Below are 22,320 nucleotides of genomic sequence, written 5' to 3' on the forward strand. Positions count from 1 at the left end.
CGGGAGCCGGGAACCTACGTGGCCCCGGTCCCGGCAGCCTCTCCCGACGGGGACCCGACCGGTTCCACCCGGGTTCCGGGAAGAATAACCAGGTTGTAGGAGTTGTGGTCCTTGTTGAACCTGACGAGGACACCGTAGAGCCGGACGATATCCCCGTAGGCGGGACCCTCGAGCGCGTCGCGGTTCGTGCCGCGGAGGGTCGCCGGGACCACGGCGTAGACCTGGTCCGCGGGCGTTCCGTCGCAGACCTTGTAGACCTTTGTCCGGGTATCGCCGAGGTTCCCCGACATCAGCGCGGCGACGACGTTGATCTTCTTGTCCCGGTGCTGGCGGAGGTGGGAGAGGCGGGCGAACTTTGCTCCCGGCGGGACCCGATAGGCGTGCTGCACCGAGGCATCCTTCCGCAGGAGTGTCGAGGCATACTTGATGTCGACGTTGATGAACCGGTAGCCGTCTTTCCCCTCTGCAAGGCGCTCCATCAGCCGGGTCGGCTGGATGTCGCCCTTCTGCTCGAAGGTCCAGCACCGCGCGGGGTTGCAGGTCGTGCCCCAGATGAACGAGCAGGGGCTGAAGACGGTGAGCCCTCGGTCTGCGATCGCGCGCACGGTCTGCCGCATCACGGTCGCGTTGGTGAGGTCGGCGGGCTCCACGATGACGATCGTCCCGTCGGGGGCGAGCCGTTCGGCGAGAGCGTCGACGAGGTCGGCACGCTGGTCGATGCTCATCTGGCGGAGCTCGCCAAGGACATTCGAGAAGACCATGAGGTCGATCCCCTCAGGCAGGTCCTTTGCCGCGAGCGTCCCGATATCCGCCCGGATGAGTTTTTCCACCCGCACCCTACCTCCCTGCGCCGCGGCTGCGGCCGGGACGAGGGCGTTGTAGGCCTCGAAGTGCTCTTCGGAGCGTTCGACGGCGTAGATGTCCGCCGCTCCCGTTCCGATTCTTCCGAGGAGGTCGATGACGGCGAGTGGGACGACCCCCGGCCCGGTGCCGAGGTCAAGGATGCGCATCTCGGGCTTTGCGAGCCCCCGGCTGATGATCTGCCAGAGGATGTGCTCGAACTGCACCAGGTAGACCGGCGCGTGGTAGGCGAGATACCCGAGGACCGGGTAGGCTTTCCGGTAACTCACCTGCTTCTCCTTCCAGTACTGGCTCTTCTGGGCGAGGATGGCGTTCCGCATCCGGTCGAGGACGGCAGTGTCGTCCCAGGACTTGCTGGTCTTCTTTTCGATGTAGGACTCGACCAGCTCCTGGATGTAGCCGGGCACACCGGGGTTCCGGAAGAACGCGAGCTGGCGCTCTCGCCCGGCGTCGTCGACCGCGAGGATCCCGCCGTCCGGGCGGCGGCCGATGACGTAGTCATCCCCGGCCGGCCTGATGGCGAGGCCGAGGCTGTCGAGGTGCGGGCGGATCTCCCCGGCAAGGCGCTCGAGCGATTGCCCGGTTCCCAGGTCTTTCTGCAGTTCGGAGAGCCGGAACTCCCCTTCTGCGCCTGCACGGCTCGTGAGTGCTGCAACGATATCCCGCTCGCTCATGGCGTATCAGGTCGGCAGGATGGGTAATACAGTTTGCGGGGAGAGAAAAACGGTGATGGGTGGAGAGCGGGGATCAGGGCGTGTCCGCGCCCCGTTCTCCCGCTTCCCGGCCGAGCCGGAAGGCCGCGGCGTTGACCTCGACGGTCTTTTTCGGGACGCACCGCCGCACCGCCTCGTCGAGGGTCTCGGGCCGGAGCGGGATGAACCGGGACGCGGCGCCGAGCATCACGATGTTCTGCGAGAGGATGCTCCCCGCCTCCTCCGCGAGGGCTGCGGCGTCGATGCAGGTGACGTCGAGATCGGCGAGCGCGGCGAGGATGCTCTCTTCGTCGGGCACGTCCAGGTTCTGCTGGTAGACCGATGTGGGGACGACCTGGTTCCGGTTCACGATGAGCCTTCCCGCGGCCGGCAGGTAGTGGCGGTAGCGGAGGGCCTCGAGCAGGTCGAAGGCGATGAGGAGATCAGCCGTCCCCGGCGCGATCAGGGACCCGAACTTCCCGTCGATCCGGATGTGGCTCTCGACCGACCCGCCGCGCTGCGCCATGCCGTGGGTCTCAGCGCTCCGGACGGTCCGGTTCTCGAGGATGCACGCCTCGCCGAGGACGTTCGAGGCGAGGACGGTTCCCTGCCCGCCGATACCGACGATCAGGATATCGAACGAGGGTTTCATCGCCGTCCCTCCATACCGATGGCCCCTGACGGACAGATGTCCGCGCAGACGCCGCACCCGGCGCAGAGCTCGGTGATCGTCGCGTTCTTCCCGGCAAACGCTATCGCCGGGCAGCCGAACGACCGGCAGACCCCGCAGCCCGTACACTGCTCCAGGTCGACCGCGTAGACCTTGCGTTTGATCCCGCTCCGCCGTGCGGTGATGACGCAGGGCTGCTTCGCGATGATGACCCGGACGCCTTTGCGCTCCTTTGCCTTCCGGAACGTGTCGAGGAGGACCGGGAGATCGTAGGGGTCGACCGTCTCGACCCACGAGACCCCGCACGACCGGCAGATCGCGTCGAGCGATATCGGGGTGCTCTCGACGCCTGCGGCCGTCAGCCCGGTGTTGGGGTTTGGCTGGTGGCCGGTCATGGCGGTGATCCGGTTGTCGAGGATGACGACGACCATATCGGCGCCGTTGTAAACGGCGTTTAAGAGCCCCGGCATTCCCGTGTGGAGGAACGTCGAGTCGCCGATGGTGCAGACCACCGGGTGCTCCTCGCCCGACCGGGCGATGCCGCTCCCGACGGTGATCGAGGCGCCCATGCAGATGGTGGTGTCCACCGCGCCGAGCTGGAGGCCGAGGGTGTAGCACCCGATGTCGCTCGGGAAGATGCCGTCGCGGAAGACCTTCCGCATCGCGTAGAACGTCGGCCGGTGCATGCACCCTGCACAGAGGATCGGCGGGCGGGGCGGCACCCCCTGGACCGGGGCGGGTGTGGGGAAGGTTACCGTGGGGGCGATGCCTGCTCTCTCGAGGATGGCAGCGACGGTCGCCGGGGTGAACTCCCCTTCGTACGGGACCGTTCCGGTCATCTTGCCGAGGACCTCCGTTTTCGTCGCCACCTGGCGGACAGCCTCCTCGACGACCGGGGCGAGCTCCTCGACGACCAGGACCTTCTCGTGCCGGTCGACGAAGGATTTGAGCCACTCCTCGTCGATGGGGTAGGCGCCGATGATCGCGAGCGAGACGTCGTCGGGGAGGACCTCCTGGACGTATGCGGCCGCGACGCCGCTCGTGACGACGGCGGTCGTGCCCCGGATTGTGTGGCGGTTGTAGCCGAGCTCGACCAGCCGTTCTTTCAGCGCCTGCTGCTTCTCGTTCAGCTTCCTGTGCAGCACCCTCGTGTGCGCGGGGATGACCACGTACTGCTTCGGGTCGCGGTTGAAGACGGCGGTCCGGTGCTCGGTGCCGACTACGCCTATGTCGACGTCGCCCTTTGAGTGGCAGATCCGGGTCGTGGGCCGGAAGATGACGGGGAGGCCGAACTCCTCGGAGAGGGCGAAGGCGTCCCGCAGCATATCGTGCGCCTCCTGGACCGATGAGGGATCAAGGCATGGGAGTCGGGCGAAATGCGCATAACGCCGGGTATCCTGCTCGTTCTGGGAACTGTGCGCGAAGGGGTCGTCGGCCGAGAGGATAACGAGCCCGCCGGTCACCCCGGTGTATGCGCTCGTCATCAGGGGGTCGGCCGCCACGTTCAGCCCGACGTGCTTCATGGTGCAGAGTGCGCGCACCCCGCACCAGGCGGCGGCGAGGGCGTTCTCGAAGGCGACCTTCTCGTTCGTGGACCACTCCACGGTGAAGGGCCGCTCTTCCTGCACCCGGAGGATATCGATCACTTCAGAGGACGGCGTTCCCGGGTAGCCGCTGGCAAAATCGATGTTTGCCTCCAGGCATGCGTGAGCGATGCCCTCATTTCCGAGTAGGTATCGTACAGCCATTGTTCAACTCAACTGTACTTTTATCATCGGGTTTTAACATAGCGCTTTGGATGCCTGACCAAAACAATTATGTATTTATATCCCGGATGTTGGAGGGAAATCTTAGGGCCCGTAGCATAGCCGGTGGTGCACCCGGCTGATAACCGGGAGGTCGTGCGTTCGAATCGCACCGGGCCCATGTCCTTTTTGATCAGTCTCTTCCGGGGAGCCCCACGGGTCGACACCGCCGGGACTGCTGACTTCTTCGTCCTTTCCCGTAGATTAACCGGGCAGACCCCGGCACCGGCGGCCACGGAGGCGGCGCTTCCAGGAAACCGCCTCGCGTAGCGAAATGGGCGAAGCAAGGTCTTTGCACAACCTTTAAATCGAAGATTATACAACAATTATAGGCACTAGTATGAGTGCATCCGGGCCCGTAGCATAGCCGGTGGTGCACCCGGCTGATAACCGGGAGGTCGTGCGTTCGAATCGCACCGGGCCCATCATCTTCTCAGAACCCTGCTTTCTCGTTGTCTCTTGATCTCACCTCTCACCCCGTGCCCGACGGTAGACAATGTGCTCGAGCGCGAGGACCGTTACGATACCGACCACAAATCCGTTTGCGATGAGGGGGCGAACCGCCGCCGGGAACCCCGCCGCGATCTCCGGGGGCAGAAACGCCACCAGGGTCCCGAGAAGGAGGGGGATGCCGATGATCAGGCCGTCTTCGAATCTCCCGACCGCTTTGCTCTCCTGCGCGAGCATGAGCCCTGCCGCGATCTGGGAGGCCATGACGTAGGTGAGGACGACACCGATGACGGGGGCGGGGATGCTCTCCAGGTATCCGATGGCAAGCGGCGATGCGGCTATGAGGCCGAGCCCAATCGCTGCCGGGACCAGGGCGAGGCGGGACGCGCACCCGGTGGCGGCGATGACCCCGGGGGAGAGGGAGAAGTTCACCGGGCCGATGACGCCGGTGAGCCCCGCGAGAACGTTCGCAAGGCCGGTTACGGTCACCCCGCGGCTCACCCGCTCCTCCATCGCCCCGGCGCCGAGAAGGCCGCCCACCGACTGGATTGAGCCGAGGTCGTTTATCGCGAGCGCGAGGTAGCAGATCAGGAACGCCGCAATGATCCCGGTGTCAGGAACGGCGAGCGGTGCGATCAGGTCTCCAGGCAGCGCGAAGAGGGGGGTATCCGCCGGAGGCAGGGGGACCTCCCCGAAGAGAGCGATGTAGACCGGGGTGCCGATGAGGATCGCCCAGAGCGCCAGGATCGACTTCCACATTCCCGCGAGATAACCGCCGGCGATGAAGAGGGCGAGCGCAAACGTGATTGAGAAGAGGAAAGCCTGCGCCGGGGGGACCGTGCCGCCTCCGTCCGTGACCAGGTTGAGGATGGTGGGGGCGAGGGTGAACGCGATGAGCACGAGGACGACCGTGATCACCCGGGGCGTGAAGAGGCTTTTCAGGCGCCCGATAAGGCCGGTTGCCGCTATTCCGGCAATGAGGAGCCCCCCGGCGAGGAGCGACGCGTTGACCGCTCCGATGCCCGCATCGGTGCTTGCGAGGATGCCGACCAGGAGCACCGTCGCCGGGCCGAGGACCAGGGGAAGCCGGTGGCCGAGGTAGACCTGCACGAGGAGGACGAGGCCGACGAGGAGGAAGAGTCTCTGCAGGTAGGGAACGGCCGCCGCCTCCGCCTGAGCGCCGGCCGCCACCCTCCCGATGATCAGGACGAGAGGAACACTCACCGCCAGCCACTGCAGGCCGAAGATGAGAAGGTGTGCCGGCCCGGGCCGGTTGTCGATACCGCAGGTGAACTCCATTTGCAAAGGCTCCCGGTTGAGGTGCCGGAACGGGCAGCAGGGCGTCCGGCGTGATGATGGAGGATCTCTCGTTGCGGTGAAATAGCGTTTCCCCCTCCTTGGCTGGATCCTGTTATCCCGGCCCGCCCGTCACACAAGATCCGCTCCTTTTACAATTTCGCGCGGAGATCTATCACTATGCACTCTGCAGATTCCGCAGCCCGGGAATCCCGGATAATCGTTACCCGGTGCCGGAGGCGGCCGGCGTGAGCGCCGTCGAGGTCCGGGGCCTCTCGCGGTCCTTCGATGGCCGGGAGATCCTCCGCGACGTTTCGTTCACCGTCGGTCACGGTGAGGTCTTCGGCTATCTCGGCCCGAACGGCGCCGGGAAGACCACGACCATCCGGATCCTGCTCGGCCTCCTTGCCCCCGGCGCAGGCGAGGTCCGGGTCCTCGGCCGCGACCTCGCCTCCGACGACGATGCGCGCCGGAGGGTCGGGGTGCTCTTTGAGAACAACGGTCTTGCCGACCGGATGAGCGCAGCCGGCAACCTGGCCTACTACGCCGGGCTCTACGGCGTTGACGACCCTGCAGAGAGGATCGACGAACTCCTCACGCTCGTCGATCTTGCCGACCGGCGGGACGACCTGGTCGGGACGTTCTCGACCGGCATGAAGCGGAAACTCGGGATCGCCCGGGCCATCCTCCACCGCCCTGAGGTCGTCTTCCTCGACGAACCGTCCTCCGGCCTCGACCCCGGCGCGCAGCGGATGGTCCGTGACCTCATCCTCGAACTCTCGCGGCGGGAAGAGATGACCGTCTTTTTAAATTCCCATCACCTCGACGAAGTCCAGCGGATCTGCTCGACGGTCGCGATCCTCGCCGGCGGCAGGATCCGTGCCTTCGATACGGTGGCAAACCTCACCGCGGCCTCAGACCGCCTTGCCGTGACGGTCTCCCTCGCCGACCCGGGCGACCGCGCCCACGCGTGCGAGACTGCCATGGGGCTGCCGTTCGTCGCCGGGTGCGACGTGGACGGCGACGTTCTCCTCTGCACCCTTGCCGATCCCGGCGCGACCCCGGATCTCGTCGCTGCACTCGTCGGGGCAGGGTTCCGGATCGAGGAGGTCCGCCGGTCATCCAGATCGCTTGAGGAGATCTACCTCGAACACGTCGACCTGGCGGAGGGCGGAGCATGAGCACGCTCGGCATCATCGCCGGCCGCGAGATGCGGGTCGCCCTCCGGAACCGGAGTATCCTCATATCCGGGCTCATCTTTGCCATCTGGCTCCCTGTTATGTCCGCCATGGGGATCGCTGCGGGTGCCGGCGAAGAGGTTACGACCCTTGCCGGCAGCATCGCCGCGGTCACCCTCCCTGTCGGGGTCTTCATGGGCTACATCTTCTGCGCCGATGCCTTCCTCCGCGAGAAGCGGGACGGCACCATTGAGACGCTCCTCTGCACTCCGGTCTCCCTCCGCTGCCTCTGGGAAGGGAAGGCCGTCGGGGTCGCCGTGCCGGCGTACCTGACGACCCTCCTCTCGGCCGCAGTGACCGCCGCGGCGGTCACCGGCCTCACCGGCGCTCCCGTCGCCGCCGAACCGCTGCTTCTCGCCCATCTCGCGGTCGTCGTCCCTGTCTGGATCGCTGCCGCGGCCGGGCTCATCGGCGCGGCCCAGCTCGCGCTCGGGATGCGTGAGAACCAGATCCTCGGATTCGTCCTCATCTTCGGGTTCGTCTTCCTGATCATCGGGCTCCAGCAGGTCGTACCGGGCGGGCCCGGCATCTCGGCGACGACTGAGGCGGTTCTCGCGGCGGCCGGGGTAGCGCTCCTCGCCCTCGCCCGTGTCATCGCCGGTAAGGTGACGAAGGAACGGATCGTCAGGACGATCCCGTGAGGTGGGGGAGTTCTTCCGGGGAAGAGGGTCGAACACGGCGGTATCCTGCGCCGCACCCGGGGGCAACGTCCGCTTCGTGACAGCGCCGTCCAGGAAAGGAGATTCCGGAGGTATGCTCGATACTGCATATCCCGCGGGCATCCCATAACCTGTCGCCGGTAATGATGCACGTGCCATGCAGGAGGAGCACGATCTCCCTGCCCGCATCCCCCGTGCCCTCCGGTTCAGGCCGAAGGGCATGGCCATCACCGGGGTGGCAATACAGTTCGGCGTCACGGAATACGGTCTCAAAGCACCTCGAGATCCTCCGGATCGCGGGAAAGGTCGACGTCCGGAGCCTCGGCAATGCAAAGCCTATTCCCTTGTCCGGCATGTCCCGATCTCCGCCTTTCTCTGCTTCACGAAGAAATTCCTCGCCCGGATCGCGATGGAGCTTGCCGACCTGTCGCCGGAGGCGGATATCTACCGGTATGACTTGTTCCCGATGTCCGGGTCTTCGTCGACTCGTATGACGAAGTCGACCGGCAGTTTCTCATGAGAGCGATCGTCGGCCGGGATTTCCGGCAGGGACCGGAGCGACTGGCAGGCCGGGATATCATTGGTATGGCCTTCCGTATCGATGATCTCGTCGGTGCCCAACCATCCCGTTGAACTCTGCGACGGGACGCGGTACGTCACCTACGAGGACGTCACCGAAGAGCGCCGGGTCTGTGCGGTGCTGGTGGGCGAGATAGCACGGTTGCGAAAAAAAGTGGACTGCTTTCCAGCGGGTAGTGCCCGCTGGAAGAAGTATTGTCGGCGCCTCACGGGCCCTGGGGCTCTTTACAGCGTCTCGCTGCCGTAGAGGTAGGGCCTGAGGGCCTCCGGGACCGTGACCGACCCATCCTCGTTCTGGTAGTTCTCCAGGATTGCCCGTATCGCGCGGGAGGTCGCGATCGCGGTGCTGTTCAAGGTGTGCAGGTAGCGCTTCTCGGTGAACTCGGTCGGGTCGCGCACCTTGATGTTCAGCCTGACCGCCTGGTAGGCCGTGCAGTTCGAGCAGGAGACCGCTTCGCGGTAGCGCTCCTCGCGCGGCATCCAGACCTCGAGGTCGTACTTCTTCGCGGCGACGGTCCCGATATCCCCCGTGCAGATCAGGACGACCCGGTAGGGGAGGCCGAGCTGCTGGAAGACCACCTCGGCGTTCGCGAGCAGCTCCTCGTGGAGGTCCCAGGACTGCTCCGGCGTCGCGTAGATGAACTGCTCCACCTTGTGGAACTGGTGGACGCGGAAGAGCCCTTTCGTATCGAGCCCATGCGCCCCGATCTCGCGCCGGAAGCACGGGCTCAAGCCCGCGAGCCTGAGCGGCAGGTCCTTCCCCTCGAAGATCTCGTTGCTGTACATCGCGGCCATCGGGTGCTCGCTCGTCGCGATCAGGTACTCGTCCTCGCCGTCGATCTTGTACATGACGTTCTCGAAGTCGGCAAGGTCGGTCACGCCCTCGTATGCGGCCCGGTTCATCATATAGGGAGGGATGATCGGGGTGTATCCCCGCTCGACGAGAAGGTCCATCACAAACCGCTGGAGCGCCATATCGAGCAGGGCAAGCCTGCCCTTCAGGAAGTAGAACCCGGCCCCGGAGATCTTTGCCGCGCGCTCGAAGTCCGCCCAGTCGTGCTCGACGGCGAGCGCCCCGTGGTTCTTCAGGTCGAATGCGGGGGTCTTAGGGTCACCCCAGCGCCGGATCTCGACGTTCTCGGTGTCGTCTTTCCCTATCGGAACGCTCTCGTGGAGGATGTTCGGGAGCCGCATCAGGCGGTACTTCACCGCCTCGGTGAGCGTATCGCGCTCCGTCTCCGCCTGCTTGATCCGTCCGGGAAGACCTGCAGTCTCGGCGATGAGATCTGCGGCATCCCTCCCTGCCTTCCTCGCCTGGCTGATCTCGCGGGATATGACGTTCCTCCGGTTGCGCAGGTTGCCGATCGCCACGGTGAGTTCCCGTGCCCTCCGGTCCATCTCCAGCACCTCGTCGATCCAGGCCAGCTTCTCGGTATCTCCTCTCTTGATGAGGTCTGCCCTGACGATATCGGGGTGTGCACGAACGAACTTCAACTCAAGCATGCTGTCTCTGTACATACTTTGCCATGACGGTATATGGTCATGTTGCCCTTCCTGCATGGTGAGTGCCGGCAACTCCCCGGGCAGAACGCGATCCGATCGTCCTGCCGCTCCCGCCTAAAACCTACTCTTATAATTTCCGGCGAACCAACTCATGTAGCATGGAAAAGAACCAGAAGATCATCCTGGTCGTGGGCTGTCTCATCACGCTCGGGCTCTTCTACATCGAGCCCTTCTTCGCCCTCATCGCTCTGGTCGGTGTACTGGCCCTCCTGATGAGTATTCACATCATGAGGGATACCGCTGAATACCCGCTCGTCACCGCAGAACTCTCGGAGAACGCCCGGGAGATCATCGTCACCAATGCGGGAACCACGAGAGCGCAGAATATCCATGTCGCCCTCGTTCCGCTCAACATCGAGTTCGATCTCGCCTCGCTCGATCCGGACGAGGAATCCGGGTTCAGTCTTGGTTCCATGATCTCCGAGGCAAAAGCGGTCATAACCTATGAAAACCCTGTCGGTCGGGAGTTCTCGCGCTCGTACGCTCTCACGGCGCTCGGGCCGGGGCGCGACCCCACCGAGCCGATGTTTCCGATATTCGGGCACCGGTGAGAGGAGACGGCGCGCGAGAACTCTCTCCCGCCAGGGTTTTTTGCGGGTGCTTCCGGCAGACCAGAGTGGAAAGCCCCCGGGGGTTCGCGTCGGCGGTTCATCAGCATCCGGGAGTATAGATAGATCTTATGGGGCGAGGTACTCGAGCGTCCGTGCGAGTGCGGCCGTCAGTTCCTCTTCTTTCTGTGCGTACTCAAACATCGCCCGGTAAAGCATGCAGACAAGGTCGTAGCCGTAGACGTCGAACGCCTCCTCCGGCGCAAGCGTCGCGAGGTAGGAGTCGATCCGGATCTCGGTGTGGGTGTACATCACCTCGTAAAAGACCCCATCCTCACCGAGGACGCATATCTGAGCGTCGACGGGCAGGGTCGGGTCGTCGGGTCGGTACGGAAGCGGGTCGGTCTTTCCGAGAACGATCATCTTCTTCTCGTAGAACTCCTGGTCGTAGAGTTCCCCGGACGCCTCCCTCTTTGCGCGCCGGAGCATCTCCAGGCCGATCTCGCCGACGACCGGCGCCGTATCGGCGGCCATCCGCGCAAGGAGTGCTCCTATGTTGTCCCGGAGTCCGGATGCCGACTCTTCCTTCTTCGCCTGCAGGTCCCCGAGGGTCTCGAGGAGCCGGGTATATCCCTCTTCGATGATCGGATCCATTGCTCACCTAACTCTCGCGTGCGCCGGCATAAGCGCACCGGTTTGTCCCGTTAGTCGCCCTGTCTGAGGCGTTCGATGCCGAGGGAGCCTGCATACGCGAGGGTGCTCACCAGGATGATCGTCGCCCCGGATGGGACGTTCAAGAGGTAGGAGAGCCATATTCCCGTCAGAGTGAAGACGATGCCGAGGACGACGGCAAGGAGCATCATACTCCAGATGCGGGTGGTGTAGAGGCGGCTGATCGCCGCCGGAAGGGTCAGGAGCGCGATCACAAGGATGATCCCCACCACCCGGATCAGCATCACCACCGTGAGCGCGATCAGCACAAGGAGAAGGAGCGAGAGCCGCTCGACGGGCAGGTTCATGACCGTCGCGTAGTCCGGGTCGAAGGTGACCGCCTGGAGCTCCCGGTAGAGGAAGGCCACGACGGCGACGATGATGGCCACGAGGGTCGCCATCAACAGGATGTCCTCCCACGGCACGAGGAGGATGTTCCCGAAGAGGTAGGAGAAGAGATCGGGGGCAAATCCCGGTGTCAGGTAGACAAAGAGGATCCCGATGGCCATCCCGGCCGCCCAGACCGCGCCGATGAGCGTATCCATCTGTTGTCGGGCGCGGATCTCGAGCGCGCCCATCCCGAGCGCCGTTGCCACGGTGAACCCGGCGGCGCCGATGAGCGGGTCGATGTGGAGGAAGTAGCCGAGGCCGATCCCCCCGAAGGCCGCGTGGGAGATGCCGCCGCTGACCGAGACCATCCGCCGGACCACGACGTAGGTGCCGATGATGCCGCAGGCGACGCTCGCGAGCACTCCGGCGGCGAGCGCGTTTCTGAAGAACTCAAACCCGAGCACCTCGAGCATCTTCTCACTCCTTCCTTGAGTGTTCCGGGAGAACCCGGTGCGGGATGCCGTGGGCGATCAGGTCCACCGGACAGCGGTATGCGGCCTCGAGCATATCCGGCGTGATCTCGTTCGTGTCGTGTGTGTAGAGACGCCGGTTTAAGCAGGCGACCCGGGTCACGCGGGCCGGGAGCACCCCGATGTCGTGTGTCACGAGGACGATTGCCATCCGGTCGCGGAGCCCATCAAGGATCTCGTAGAACTGCGCCTCGGTCGGGGCGTCCACGTAGACCGTCGGTTCGTCGAGGAGGAGCACCTTCGGGTCGCCGACGAGCGCCCGGGCGATGATCACCCGCTGCTGCTCCCCACCCGAGAGATTCCGGATCTGTCGGTCCGCAAGATGGGCGATCTGCATCGTATCGAGCGCCTCCTCGGTCCGGGCACGGTCTTCTTCGCCGTAGCGCCTTGGAAGGCGGGTGATGTGGCCGAGGCGGCCGGAGAGGACCATCTCCCGCACGGTGATAGGATACTCAAAATCAAACGTCCTGAACTGGGGGACGTAGCCGAGGTACCTGCGCATCTCCATCTCCGTACCGCCGAGGATCCGGATGACGCCGCGGGAGGGAGTGAGGAGGCCGAGGATCACCCGGAGGAGCGTCGTTTTTCCGCCACCGTTCGGTCCGATGATTGCGTAGACATCGTCCGGGTAGACGGCAAGACTCACTCCCTCAAGTATGTTCTGACCGCGCAGCCTGACCCAGACGTCGTCTACCTCAATCACGGGCGCGCTCATGGCCTGCCGCTCCCTGCGAATGCCGAGGCTACGTACCGCATGTTCTCCAGGTACTCTTTTTCAAGCGGGCTTACCGTCACCACGGTGCCGCAGATTTCGTCCGCGATAACCTCGGCGCTCCGGGTGGAATGCTCGGGCGAGGCGAATATAACCCCGATTCTCTCCTCCTTTGCCTGTGTGATGAGGTGCTCCAGCCTCTGCGGGGAGGGCTCTTTTCCCTCGTCCTCGATCGAGATCTCGGTAAGACCGTAGTCCCGGGCGAGGTAGGCCCATGCCGAGTGGTCGACCATGACGGTCGTCACCCCTGACCCGGCGAGCGTTCCGGCGATCTCCGCGTCCAGGGTATCGAGTTCTTCCAGGTAGGCGTCGGCGTTCCGGCGGTAGTCGCCGGCGTTCTCCGGGTCGACCTCCGCGAGACCCTGGTAGATGTTCTCGACCATGACCTTCGCGTTCCGCGGGGAGACCCAGATGTGCGGGTCGATCCCCGCATGGCCGTCCTCGCCGGTCGAGATCAGGTCGACGCCGCGCGAGCAGTCGACGACCAGCATGTCGGGATTCAGGGCGGCGATCTTCTCCTTCCAGGCGAGTTCAAACTCGATCCCCGAGCCCACCACGGCATACATCTCCGCCTCCGCGACATCGGCGATGACCCCCGGGGGCGGTTCGTAGGTGTGCGGGTCGGCTCCCGCCGGCACCAGCAGGACCACCCGGACATTATCGCCTCCCACCCGCTCGACGAACTCCTGCTCGGGAGGGATGGTGACTGCGACGACGATCCGTTCATCCTGCTGCCGGTCGGCTCCGGTGCATCCCGCCGTGGCTGCTGCCAGCAGCAGGACTAAAAGCGCTGCCAGAATTCGTGCTAGCGGGGTTTTTCGGCCCCTTTTTTGTGATTCCATGTACCTCACCCGGAATTTGGTATGGGTCTAAACATTCATCCCTGGAGGCAGAAGAACGTGCTGACGTCACCCCTGGTGCCCGCAGGAGGGGCAGCAGCAGTGATCGTGCTCAATCTCTCCGCAGCCGCTCATCATCGGGTGTCCGAGCGAGGAGCATATCCTGTTCGTCAGGTCCTTTGAGAAGCACTGCTCGATCTTCGCTGCTTCCCTGCAGGCCTCGTCGGGTTCAAGGCCGTGGCGGCTGAGAACCAGGGCGACGATCCGGTGACGCCGGAGCAGGAACCGGGCGTACTCGGTGCCTGCAGACGTGAGCCGCACCCCGTGATAGGGCCTATGCTCGATGTATCCCGCTTTTGCTATCTCCGTGAGCGCCTTTGTCACCGTCGAGGGTGCGACCGAGAACCGGGCGGCGATCTCGGTCGTCTTCACGACGTCGCCCTGCATGTGGATGTACTTGAGGTATTCTGCCTTTCGTGAGGAGAGTTCGTGCCCGGTGATCCCCTGCATGGTAGGAGAGTATGCTCTTCCTGGAGAAAAAGTTTCGGTGGGGCTAAATCCTGTCGCCGGTCCCTTTCGGGACAAGGTTGCCGGTGACGTAGTGCCGCCGGCTCCCGGTGATCACCGCCCGCCCCGAGAACCCGAGCGGCAGGTCTTCTTCGATGACGACGTTGAGGTAGCAGGGGTTGCGGCAGACGGTTGACCCGGGCGTGTTCTTCTCGGTCGCGACGACCGGTGTCTCCCTCCCGATCCAGCGTTCGTTGTAACGGTCATAGATCCGGTTCGCCTCGGCGAGCAGCGCCCGGGATCTAACTTTGCGTATCCGCTCCGGGAGGTCTTTTAAGGCTGCGGCGGCCGTGCCGGGCCGCCGGGAGTAGCGGGTGATGTTCACCTTCACGAATGCCGCGCGCTCGATGAGTTCGAGTGTCTGCCGAAACTCCTCCTCCGTCTCCCCGGGAAACCCGGTGATGAAGTCGGAGGAGACCATCATCTCCGGGTAGCGTTCCCGGAACGCATCGACGATCCGGAGAACGTCGACCGCGCGGTAGCCGCGCTGCATTCTCCCAAGGACGGAGTCCGAGCCCGACTGGACGGGGAGGTGGAGGAACCGGAAGATCTTATCGCTCTCGTAGGCATCGACGAGGGGCTCGAGGATCCCGAGCACCGAAGCAGGGCTCATCATCCCCAACCGGACGGCGAACCGCCCGGGGATCTCTCTGATCGCCAGCAGGAGGTCGGGGAGCGATTCGCCCCGGTCAAACCCCCAGGCGGCCACGTCCTGCCCGGTCAACTGGATCTCGTATGCACCCGACGCGACAAGGCACCGGACGGCATCGAGGATCTCCCCGGGCGACGCGCTATCGAGCCTTCCGCGCGCGAGCCGGGTGATACAGTAACTGCACCGGCCGAGGCACCCGCTTGCGACCTGCACCACGCCGACCGCTCCTGAACTGCGGGTGCCGATGCCGCAGGACTGCTCGTGGATCTCGTCCGGGTGGATGACGTGCGGCGTGCAGACCGCGCGAATCCTCTCTATCTGGACGAGCGGCATGCACCCGGTCACGTAGAGGTCCCGATCGGCGAAGGCCGCGAGACGCCGGATCATCTTCCGTTCGGTTGCGTCGATCACCGTACAGGTGTTGACGATCACGGCGTCTGCCTCGTCGGGCCCGGTCAGCGTACAGCCGAGACCTTCCAGTATCTCTTTCAGCCTCTGGGTGTCGGCGTGGTTGTAGGTACACCCGTAACTCTCGATGTAGATCGGTCTTCCACGCAGCTCTTCCAGCGTCATGGCCCTTAACTCCTTGCGCGTAGCCGGTGACCGGTTCGACCTCTCGCGGTGAACATCCCTGCCGTTTTGAGGGTATTCTATCCCGCTTCCGACCGATATTGTGCCAAGCACAATACTTAACCGCTGATATTACAATCTCTTTATTCGATGATTAAAATTGGGTTGCTGGGATGCGGCAACGTCGGGCGGATCATCGCCACGCACGCCGAGAGCATCCAGGTTGTCGCTGTCTTCGATATTATTCCCGGGCGGGCAGAGGAACTGGCAGAGCGCTGCGGTGCCCGGCCATACACGGACTTCGACGCCTTCATGCAGGAAGATTTCTCGATCGTCGTGGAAGCCGCTTCGGTCGACGCAGTCAGATGCTATGCAGAGGCGGTCCTCCGCTCGGGGAGAGATATCATCGTCCTCTCCGGGGGGGCTCTCGCGGATGAGGAGTTCCGCGAGCGCCTTGTCAACACCGCACATGAATTCGGGAAGAAGATCCGTATTCCGAGCGGTGCCATCGTTGGCCTCGATAACCTCAAGATCGGTCAGGTCTCGCCGCCGAGGAAACTGCTCCTGCGGACAACAAAACCCCCCGCGTCGCTGGGGCTCCCCATCACGGCCCGGACGGAGATATTCAAAGGGCTGGCAAACGACTGTATTAAGCAATACCCGAAGAACATCAACGTCGCGATAGCGCTGGAACTCGCTGCCGGCAGGGACGCCGATGTGGAACTCTGGGTTGACCCTGCAACAGAGAGGAACATCCACGAGTTATTCGTCGAGGGCGACTTCGGGGACATTTACGTCAGGGTCAGGAACGTCCCGAGCCCCGATAACCCCGCCACGAGTTATATGGCGGCTCTCTCCATCCTGACGCTCTTAAAGAACCTTGAAAACCCTCTGGTGGTGGGGACGTAACGATGGAAGAGAGGATCCGTGCGCTTAAAGCCAGGAAGAATGCAGTTGTCATGGCGCATAACTACCAGCCCCTGGAGATCCAGAGGCTTGCCGACGTTGTGGGTGACAGCCTTGAGATCGCGGTGAAGGCAAAGGAAGCCAGGGCTGACCTGATTGTCATCTGTGGTGTCCGGTTTATGGCCGAGACGGCAAAGATCCTCAACCCGGAACGTAAGGTCATCATCCCGGTCGAGGATGCGGGGTGCCCTCTCGCCGACTTCCTGACCCCGGACCTGATCCGGGAGGCGCGGGTGCAGCATCCCGATGCTGCCGTAGTGGTCTATGTCAACAGCACGGCGGAAGTCAAGGCGCTCGCCGATACCACCTGCACCTCTGCAAACGCGGTCCAGGTCGTGGCGTCGCTCTCAAACGATACGATCCTCTTCGGGCCGGATGCAAACCTTGCGGCATACGTCCAGCGGCAGCTCCCTGAAAAGACGATCATCCCGGTTCCCCCCGGCGGGCACTGCTATGTCCACGCCGGGTTTACCCGTGCCGATGCCGAAGCGGCACGGGGAAGGGGCGGCATGATCGTATGTCACCCGGAGTGCCCGCCGGAGATCCAGGAGCAGGCCGACCGGACCGTCTCCACGGGGGGCATGGTCCGGGATGCCGCCGCCGGCGGAAACGAGCCCTGGTCGGTCTTCACCGAACGGGAGATGGTCTCCCGCCTCCGGGTGCTCTACCCGGGCAGGGTCTTTTATGAGAAACCGGAGGCGGTCTGCGTGGATATGAAGAAGACGTCCATCCCCGACCTCCGGCGGGCGCTCGAACGCGAAGAGCACGAGATCATCCTCTCCCCGGAGGTCATGGACCGGGCACGGCGGGTTATCGAGCGGATGATCGCCGTCGGTGCGTGAAGTGCATGATCTCTATCGAGGACCTGCTCCGGTTCGTCCGGGAGGATGCGCCGTGGGGCGACGCCACCTCTGAAGCGATCGTCCCCGACATTGTCTGTCGGGCGGTGATCCGGGCAAAAGACTCCGGGACCGTCGCGGGTCTCGCCGAGGCGCGGGCGCTCTTTGAGCACTTCGGGGTCACGGTTCGTGAGCGTTCCGTTGACGGCAGAGCGGTCGCCCCGGGAGCGACCCTCCTCGAACTCGACGGGCCGGCGCAGGCGATCCTTCTCGTGGAGCGGACGGCGCTCAACATCATCGGGCGCATGAGCGGGATTGCGACCCGGACCCGGGAGGCGGTCGATACCGTCCGGGCGGTTTCACCGGAGGTGCGGGTTGCCGCGACCCGGAAGACCGCTCCGGGACTGCGGGTGCTGGACAAGAAGGCGGTGGTGCTCGGCGGGGGCGACCCGCACCGCTGGACTCTTTCGGATATGGTCCTGATCAAGGACAATCACCTCGCGCTGGTGCCGCTCCCCGAAGCTATCCGGAGGGCGAAGCAGCAGAGCCTCTACCGGCTGGTCGAGGTGGAGGTTGAGACGGTCGAGGACGCCGTCACGGCTGCAAAGGCCGATGCTGACCTTATTCTGCTTGACAACATGAGGCCGGACGCGGTCAGCGAGGTCGTCCGGGTACTCGCCGGGCGGGGTCTCCGGGAGGGGGTGACTCTGGAGGTCTCCGGGGGGGTTGCCGCCGGTGACCTTGCCGGGTATGCCGCGACAGGGATCGATATTATCAGCATGGGTGCGCTCACCCATACGGTCAGGAACTTCGACGTGAGTCTGGACATCCTTGCGGGAGCGGGCACAGTCAGGATCCTATGACCGGTGCCGGCGGCGCCCGGGAGAAGAGCGAGGGGTTCAGGAGGCGCCCGGCGTCTCCTCCATCGTGAGCTCGTCAAGGAACGGCATCACTCCTTTGACGTATGGCAGGAGTTTCCCCTCCTGCATCGTGATCTCCCCGTAGGCGACGACCTCGATGACCAGCGGAAGTTCATCCAGGCGCCGGGTGAAGAGTGGGTCCGACTCGCTGGCAAATCGGAGGAACGCATCCAGCCTGATGAACGGGCGCTCGAGGTCCGGAACGTCACCGTACTCCTGCAGGTCTTTCCGGAGCGTGGAAGACCGGGCCAGATCCTCCTCAAAATAGAGGAAGACCTGGAAGTTGTGACGCTTTCCCAGGTTATCGAGTTCTCTGATGTCGATCTTCGCTCCCAGGACGATACCGAGGCGTTCCAGGTCCGGCGGGAACGCCGTACCCTCCAGTGTGCCGGTCGGACTCTCCATACTATGGAGATGGCCGGGAAAGTAGAAAAATGCACCTCACGGGAGCGTCTCCCCTGCCGGGGCAAAACCTTATACTCCGGCGGTTCAAGATGGCCGCGAGGTGGCCTATGGCGGGGAAGGATTCGCTGCTGCCGGGGGGAGAGGTCGAGATCCTCAGCAGGGAGGAGAAACTTCATCGGTATCTCTCGATGCTGGAGTCCGGGGATCTCAACGATCGGTGGCGGGCCGCGGATGCTCTCGGAGAGTTGGGGGACCACCGTGCGGTGCAGCCACTAATCCGGGCGCTGGAGGACGAGCATGTCGATGTCCGCTGGAAGGCGGCGAGAGCGCTCGGGAGCCTCGATGAACGCGAACCTGTGCTTCCGCTGATACGGGGCCTGGAGGACGAGAGTTCCTGGGTCCGGTCGGGGGCGGCGTGGGCGCTCGGAAACATCGGTGACCCCAGGGCTGTCGAGCCGCTGATCCGGGCGCTCGACGACGCAAAGCCCCGGGTCCGGAGATTGGCAGCACGGGCCCTCGGTCGGATAGGCAATCCGCGAGCCAGGGAACCTCTGGCGCGCCTCCTTGGCGATGCCGACCGCGACGTCAGGCTTGCTGCCCGTCAGGCGCTCGACGAGCTCGGGACCGAGCGGGAGATCCCGAGCATCTGACGGGGGTGCCGTCTCTCTCCAGCGGCCGGGCCATTACGGCTCACGCGAAATACGAGATCGTGTTCGGGGTCTGCAACCGGTAGTGCCGGGGGTTGTATGGAGCATTTCTTCAGAGCCCTGTTTCCAGAACCATTCAACCTTGCCGGACATTCTATGATGCGGTCCCGGCCGTTCACTTTCCCATCAGAGGTGGTACCCTCCACCAGGAAGGCCATCCTGCCTATCATAGCCCGGGTATGCGGCCTTCGTCCCATATGGGTTTATAATCTAGTAACAACTTCATGTATTTGACTACCAGTTGCGCTCCATTTATATAGTAAGAGTAGCGTCCCGGGAGAATGTCAGATGGACTTATTCATGAAGTGTGCCATTGAAGAGGCGGAAGAGGGCTTGCAGGAAGGTGGGATACCCATCGGGGCGGTGCTGGTTCGCGGCGGTCGGATCATCGGAAGGGGGCGGAACCGCCGTGTCCAGTGCAACGATCCCCTGCTCCATGCCGAGATCGACTGTCTGAGAAACGTCGGGAGGATCCGGAACTACGCGGGGTGTACCCTCTACTCCACGCTGATGCCCTGCTACTTCTGTGCCGGAGCAGCCGTCCAGTTCGGGATCGGGAAGGTCGTGGCAGGGGAGTCGGCAAACTTCCCGGGAGCACGGGAATTCCTTGAGTCCCACGGGGTCGAGGTGCTCGACCTTGATCTCGATATCTGCAAAACAATGATGTATGCGTTCATCGAGGCTCATCCCCAGCTCTGGTACGAGGATATCGGGGTGCTGTGAGTGAAGTTCCATGGCTAAACGTGCATTGCTTCCTTGCGCCGTCGTTGCCGTCGTCTTCTTCCTCATCGGCGCCTGGGTCGCCCTTGCGGTCGCGCCCATCATTGCCGGGCCTGTATCCGGCAATGACGTCGATCGGGAGACACTCTTTCAGGTCTCGACGATCGATGCACTCCTGCAGGGCGCGTATGACGGGAGTGTGACATACGACAATCTCGCGACCTACGGGGATCTCGGGATCGGGTGCGGCGATCGGCTCGACGGAGAACTGATCGGCATCGACGGCGAATGGTACCTGGTACGGGTTGATGGGCGGGCCTACCCTGCCACCGGGAATGCGACGACGCCGTTTGCGGCCACGACGTTCTTTGACCCGGATCTCTCCGTCACGATCGATGAACCGATGAACCTGACCGATCTCGGGCGCTGCCTGGAGGCGGAGCTCCCCTCCGAGAACCTCTTTTATGCGATCCGGATGGACGGCACCTTCCCGCGGGTGGTGACCCGGAGCGTGCCCGCCCAGGAAAAGCCCTATCCGCGGCTCGTCGACGTGACGGCAAACCAGACGGTCTTTACGTTCGAGAATGTCACCGGGACCTTCGTCGGGTTCTGGACACCGACGCTCGCAGAAGGGATCAACGTCCCGGGTTACCATCTCCACTTCATCACTGCCGATCGCACCGCCGGCGGGCACCTGCTTGATATGATGGTGCCTGCGGGCAGCAGCGCGCAGGTTGACACCACGACGAACTTCACCATGGCGTTCCCCGCGAGCGGCGACTTCTGGACGGTCGACCTCTCGGCAGACCTCTCGGACGACCTTGAGCGGGTCGAGTAAACCCGGGAAAAATCCCTCTTTTTCTTTCGCATCTTTGCCTGAACAGGCGCAAGTCATACACGGAAGAAGTCCGCGAAGTGCGATGGGCTGAGTTTGAGAAGCCTTCAGGCCTCGAGCCGAGAAGAGGGCTGCCACCCCTCATCAACCGGATGTCATATTCTCTGCGGCTCGCAGCCTCGTGGTGCTCGAACTCTTTCCTCGCACCTAACGGTGCTCACGCTCCTGCCCTCTGGCCTGTCACGTTGTCAACTACCCCCGACTTCAGTCGGGGGCATGCTGCCGTGGGTGGCACCATGCTCTTTGTAGGCTTGCGATTCCACCTCTCCCCCGGCGTCGGGGGAGCGGACCGCAATAGGCCGGTTGACGGCGGCCCTGGCAGCAAGATCGCTGCACTGTGGTGTCGTTTGCGCCAATCGCATGGAACGGTAATCCACAGGAGAGGGTTCCTGCTTCGTGCCTTCTGCGGCGCAACCAGATCTCTCTTCGTGCTCATCCGACATAATGGGCGTCCCTGCGGGGTGAAAGTGTATCGGGATATGCGGGGGGCCGATTCCTCCCCCGACTCAAGTCGGGGGGCTCCTCGGCCCATGATCCTGAACCGTCGCACTTCCGGGGAAGTCGTTCTTCGCGTGAGAGAAAGATGTGGGCGGGGTTGAGATCCTGCTGGAAAAAGGGAGGTTATCGGACGACGAGCAACGGCGGTCTGACCGCACCTCCGATCTCTTCAAGCAGGGCACTGATGCGGGTCTTCCCGCTTTTGCCGAACGCGCCCATGACAACCAGGCCGTATGCACCGGTGTTCGCCTCCCTGACGACCTCATCACGGACGTTGCCCTCGACAATCTTTCCCGAGCACAGGACCTTCTCCCCCTTGTAGCGGGAGAGGAGGCTGTTCTGGTCGTCCTCGATGCTCTTATGCATGTCCCTCCAGATCCTGCCCTCATAGTCCTTCAACTGCCCGCAGATGCCGCTCTGAGCGCAGAAGTTGAACGTCATCGCTTTTGCCTCCGCGATATCCAGCACCGAGAAGAGGACCACCTCGGCATTCTTCCGCTTTGCCAGTCCAATCGCGTGCAGAGCCGCTTTCTGGCTCCACTTCGAACCGTCGATAAGCACCAGAATCTTCATGTCATTCACACCGCAAATTTCAGCCAGAGTATTCCAAATCCTACTGCAACCGTCACGAAGAGTACGAGCATCCCCACCTTCAGGAAGTCGATGAAGGTGATGCCGATCCCCTCGCGCTCGGCGATACCGATGACCACAACGTTTGCTGACGCACCGATGGCGGTGCCGTTCCCGCCGAGACACGCACCGAGGGCGAGGGACCACCAGAGCGGGTAGACGTCCATTGTCGCCCCCAGGTCGTGAATGAGCGGGATCATCGCCGCGGTCAGGGGGATGTTGTCCACGATCGCCGAGGCGATGGCGGCAAACCAGGTCACGATGAACATCGCCTCCCCGGTCGATCCGACGTTCTCGACCATGACCTGGGCGATGCTTGAGATGATCCCGGTCTCGACGAGGGCGCCGACGATGACGAAGAGCCCGCCGAAGAAGAAGAGGGCCGGCCACTCGATCTTCTCAAAGATC

At 63.6% G+C, this 22,320-nt stretch carries 24 protein-coding genes and 2 tRNA genes; 11 read left to right on the forward strand and 15 right to left on the reverse strand.

Annotation, left to right across the window (positions count from 1 at the left end):
- Nucleotides 1-14 precede the first annotated feature (14 nt).
- The 3 genes from PLN84_RS04435 to iorA form a co-directional block, all read right to left on the reverse strand.
- Complete coding sequence (locus tag PLN84_RS04435; protein WP_292384944.1) at nt 15-1,535, reverse strand: methyltransferase domain-containing protein; 1,521 nt, start codon at nt 1,533-1,535, stop codon at nt 15-17.
- Between the two features lie 73 nt (nt 1,536-1,608).
- Nucleotides 1,609-2,205, reverse strand: coding sequence for an indolepyruvate oxidoreductase subunit beta (locus tag PLN84_RS04440; RefSeq protein ID WP_292384942.1), 597 nt, complete (start codon nt 2,203-2,205; stop codon nt 1,609-1,611).
- Nucleotides 2,202-3,971: an indolepyruvate ferredoxin oxidoreductase subunit alpha gene (iorA, locus tag PLN84_RS04445; protein ID WP_292384939.1), complete on the reverse strand. Its 1,770-nt coding sequence runs from the start codon at nt 3,969-3,971 to the stop codon at nt 2,202-2,204. Before iorA ends, PLN84_RS04440 begins: the two co-directional genes overlap by 4 nt.
- Nucleotides 3,972-4,076: 105 nt before the next feature.
- On the opposite strand from iorA, the gene PLN84_RS04450 reads away from it, so the two are divergent.
- Nucleotides 4,077-4,149 (forward strand) — tRNA-Ile (locus PLN84_RS04450).
- A gap of 231 nt (nt 4,150-4,380) precedes the next feature.
- Nucleotides 4,381-4,453: transfer RNA gene (locus tag PLN84_RS04455), tRNA-Ile, on the forward strand.
- 40 nt (nt 4,454-4,493) lie between these two features.
- Here the strand turns inward: PLN84_RS04455 and PLN84_RS04460 are convergent.
- Nucleotides 4,494-5,777 (reverse strand): solute carrier family 23 protein, encoded by a 1,284-nt coding sequence (locus PLN84_RS04460; RefSeq protein WP_292384938.1) that lies wholly within the window; start codon nt 5,775-5,777, stop codon nt 4,494-4,496.
- Between the two features lie 245 nt (nt 5,778-6,022).
- Between PLN84_RS04460 and PLN84_RS04465 the strand changes: the two genes are divergently transcribed.
- On the forward strand, nt 6,023-6,955 hold the full coding sequence (locus PLN84_RS04465) for an ABC transporter ATP-binding protein (protein ID WP_292384936.1): 933 nt from the start codon (nt 6,023-6,025) through the stop codon (nt 6,953-6,955).
- The gene (locus PLN84_RS04470; RefSeq protein WP_292384934.1) at nt 6,952-7,653 is read left to right on the forward strand and encodes an ABC transporter permease subunit; all 702 of its coding nucleotides are present in this window, start codon (nt 6,952-6,954) and stop codon (nt 7,651-7,653) included. Before PLN84_RS04465 ends, PLN84_RS04470 begins: the two co-directional genes overlap by 4 nt.
- Nucleotides 7,654-8,115: 462 nt before the next feature.
- Here the strand turns inward: PLN84_RS04470 and PLN84_RS04475 are convergent, their stop codons facing one another.
- Both PLN84_RS04475 and serS read right to left on the reverse strand, forming a co-directional pair.
- Entirely contained in the window at nt 8,116-8,331 is a 216-nt protein-coding gene (locus tag PLN84_RS04475; RefSeq protein WP_292384932.1) for a hypothetical protein, read from the reverse strand.
- Between the two features lie 144 nt (nt 8,332-8,475).
- Nucleotides 8,476-9,753, reverse strand: coding sequence for a serine--tRNA ligase (gene serS / locus PLN84_RS04480; RefSeq protein WP_348531934.1), 1,278 nt, complete (start codon nt 9,751-9,753; stop codon nt 8,476-8,478).
- A gap of 158 nt (nt 9,754-9,911) precedes the next feature.
- Between serS and PLN84_RS04485 the strand changes: the two genes are divergently transcribed.
- Entirely contained in the window at nt 9,912-10,364 is a 453-nt protein-coding gene (locus PLN84_RS04485) for a hypothetical protein (RefSeq protein ID WP_292384929.1), read from the forward strand.
- Nucleotides 10,365-10,490: 126 nt separating this feature from the next.
- Here PLN84_RS04485 and PLN84_RS04490 read toward each other — a convergent pair whose 3' ends face one another.
- The 6 genes from PLN84_RS04490 to PLN84_RS04515 form a co-directional block, all read right to left on the reverse strand.
- The gene (locus tag PLN84_RS04490; protein WP_292384927.1) at nt 10,491-11,015 is read right to left on the reverse strand and encodes a hypothetical protein; all 525 of its coding nucleotides are present in this window, start codon (nt 11,013-11,015) and stop codon (nt 10,491-10,493) included.
- A gap of 50 nt (nt 11,016-11,065) precedes the next feature.
- Nucleotides 11,066-11,875, reverse strand: a complete 810-nt coding sequence (locus tag PLN84_RS04495; protein WP_292384925.1) for an iron chelate uptake ABC transporter family permease subunit — start codon at nt 11,873-11,875, stop codon at nt 11,066-11,068.
- Between the two features lie 4 nt (nt 11,876-11,879).
- A complete protein-coding gene (locus tag PLN84_RS04500; RefSeq protein WP_292384923.1) occupies nt 11,880-12,647 on the reverse strand; it encodes an ABC transporter ATP-binding protein in 768 nt (255 codons plus the stop codon).
- A complete protein-coding gene (locus PLN84_RS04505; protein ID WP_292384921.1) occupies nt 12,644-13,546 on the reverse strand; it encodes a zinc ABC transporter substrate-binding protein in 903 nt (300 codons plus the stop codon). The genes PLN84_RS04500 and PLN84_RS04505 overlap by 4 nt, the downstream gene beginning before the upstream one ends.
- 66 nt (nt 13,547-13,612) lie before the next feature.
- Nucleotides 13,613-14,053 (reverse strand): metal-dependent transcriptional regulator, encoded by a 441-nt coding sequence (locus PLN84_RS04510; RefSeq protein ID WP_292384919.1) that lies wholly within the window; start codon nt 14,051-14,053, stop codon nt 13,613-13,615.
- Between the two features lie 43 nt (nt 14,054-14,096).
- Complete coding sequence (locus tag PLN84_RS04515) at nt 14,097-15,335, reverse strand: MiaB/RimO family radical SAM methylthiotransferase (RefSeq protein ID WP_292384917.1); 1,239 nt, start codon at nt 15,333-15,335, stop codon at nt 14,097-14,099.
- Nucleotides 15,336-15,482: 147 nt separating this feature from the next.
- Between PLN84_RS04515 and nadX the strand changes: the two genes are divergently transcribed.
- From nadX to nadC, 3 genes are read left to right on the forward strand one after another with little or no spacing between them, the layout of a single operon-like run.
- The gene (nadX, locus tag PLN84_RS04520) at nt 15,483-16,241 is read left to right on the forward strand and encodes an aspartate dehydrogenase (RefSeq protein WP_292384915.1); all 759 of its coding nucleotides are present in this window, start codon (nt 15,483-15,485) and stop codon (nt 16,239-16,241) included.
- A gap of 2 nt (nt 16,242-16,243) precedes the next feature.
- Nucleotides 16,244-17,140, forward strand: coding sequence for a quinolinate synthase NadA (gene nadA / locus PLN84_RS04525; RefSeq protein ID WP_292384913.1), 897 nt, complete (start codon nt 16,244-16,246; stop codon nt 17,138-17,140).
- Between the two features lie 5 nt (nt 17,141-17,145).
- On the forward strand, nt 17,146-18,000 hold the full coding sequence (gene nadC / locus PLN84_RS04530) for a carboxylating nicotinate-nucleotide diphosphorylase (protein WP_292384910.1): 855 nt from the start codon (nt 17,146-17,148) through the stop codon (nt 17,998-18,000).
- A gap of 36 nt (nt 18,001-18,036) precedes the next feature.
- On the opposite strand, the gene PLN84_RS04535 is transcribed toward nadC, so the two are convergent.
- On the reverse strand, nt 18,037-18,462 hold the full coding sequence (locus PLN84_RS04535; protein WP_292384908.1) for a hypothetical protein: 426 nt from the start codon (nt 18,460-18,462) through the stop codon (nt 18,037-18,039).
- 107 nt (nt 18,463-18,569) lie between these two features.
- On the opposite strand from PLN84_RS04535, the gene PLN84_RS04540 reads away from it, so the two are divergent.
- From PLN84_RS04540 to budA, 3 genes are all read left to right on the forward strand, one after another.
- The gene (locus PLN84_RS04540; RefSeq protein WP_292384907.1) at nt 18,570-19,112 is read left to right on the forward strand and encodes a HEAT repeat domain-containing protein; all 543 of its coding nucleotides are present in this window, start codon (nt 18,570-18,572) and stop codon (nt 19,110-19,112) included.
- 357 nt (nt 19,113-19,469) lie between these two features.
- Nucleotides 19,470-19,892 carry a nucleoside deaminase gene (locus PLN84_RS04545; RefSeq protein WP_299952506.1) on the forward strand — a complete coding sequence of 141 codons (423 nt, stop codon included), beginning with the start codon at nt 19,470-19,472 and terminating at the stop codon, nt 19,890-19,892.
- Between the two features lie 10 nt (nt 19,893-19,902).
- On the forward strand, nt 19,903-20,727 hold the full coding sequence (budA, locus tag PLN84_RS04550) for an acetolactate decarboxylase (RefSeq protein ID WP_292384903.1): 825 nt from the start codon (nt 19,903-19,905) through the stop codon (nt 20,725-20,727).
- 678 nt (nt 20,728-21,405) lie between these two features.
- On the opposite strand, the gene PLN84_RS04555 is transcribed toward budA, so the two are convergent.
- Together PLN84_RS04555 and PLN84_RS04560 are read right to left on the reverse strand one after the other, a co-directional pair.
- Nucleotides 21,406-21,855: a universal stress protein gene (locus PLN84_RS04555; RefSeq protein WP_292384901.1), complete on the reverse strand. Its 450-nt coding sequence runs from the start codon at nt 21,853-21,855 to the stop codon at nt 21,406-21,408.
- 5 nt (nt 21,856-21,860) lie between these two features.
- Nucleotides 21,861-22,320: SLC13 family permease (locus PLN84_RS04560; protein ID WP_348531933.1), on the reverse strand; the 460-nt coding region annotated here is incomplete at its 5' end.

Origin of the sequence: Methanoculleus sp. (assembly GCF_035363275.1) — an archaeon.
GTDB lineage: Archaea > Halobacteriota > Methanomicrobia > Methanomicrobiales > Methanoculleaceae > Methanoculleus.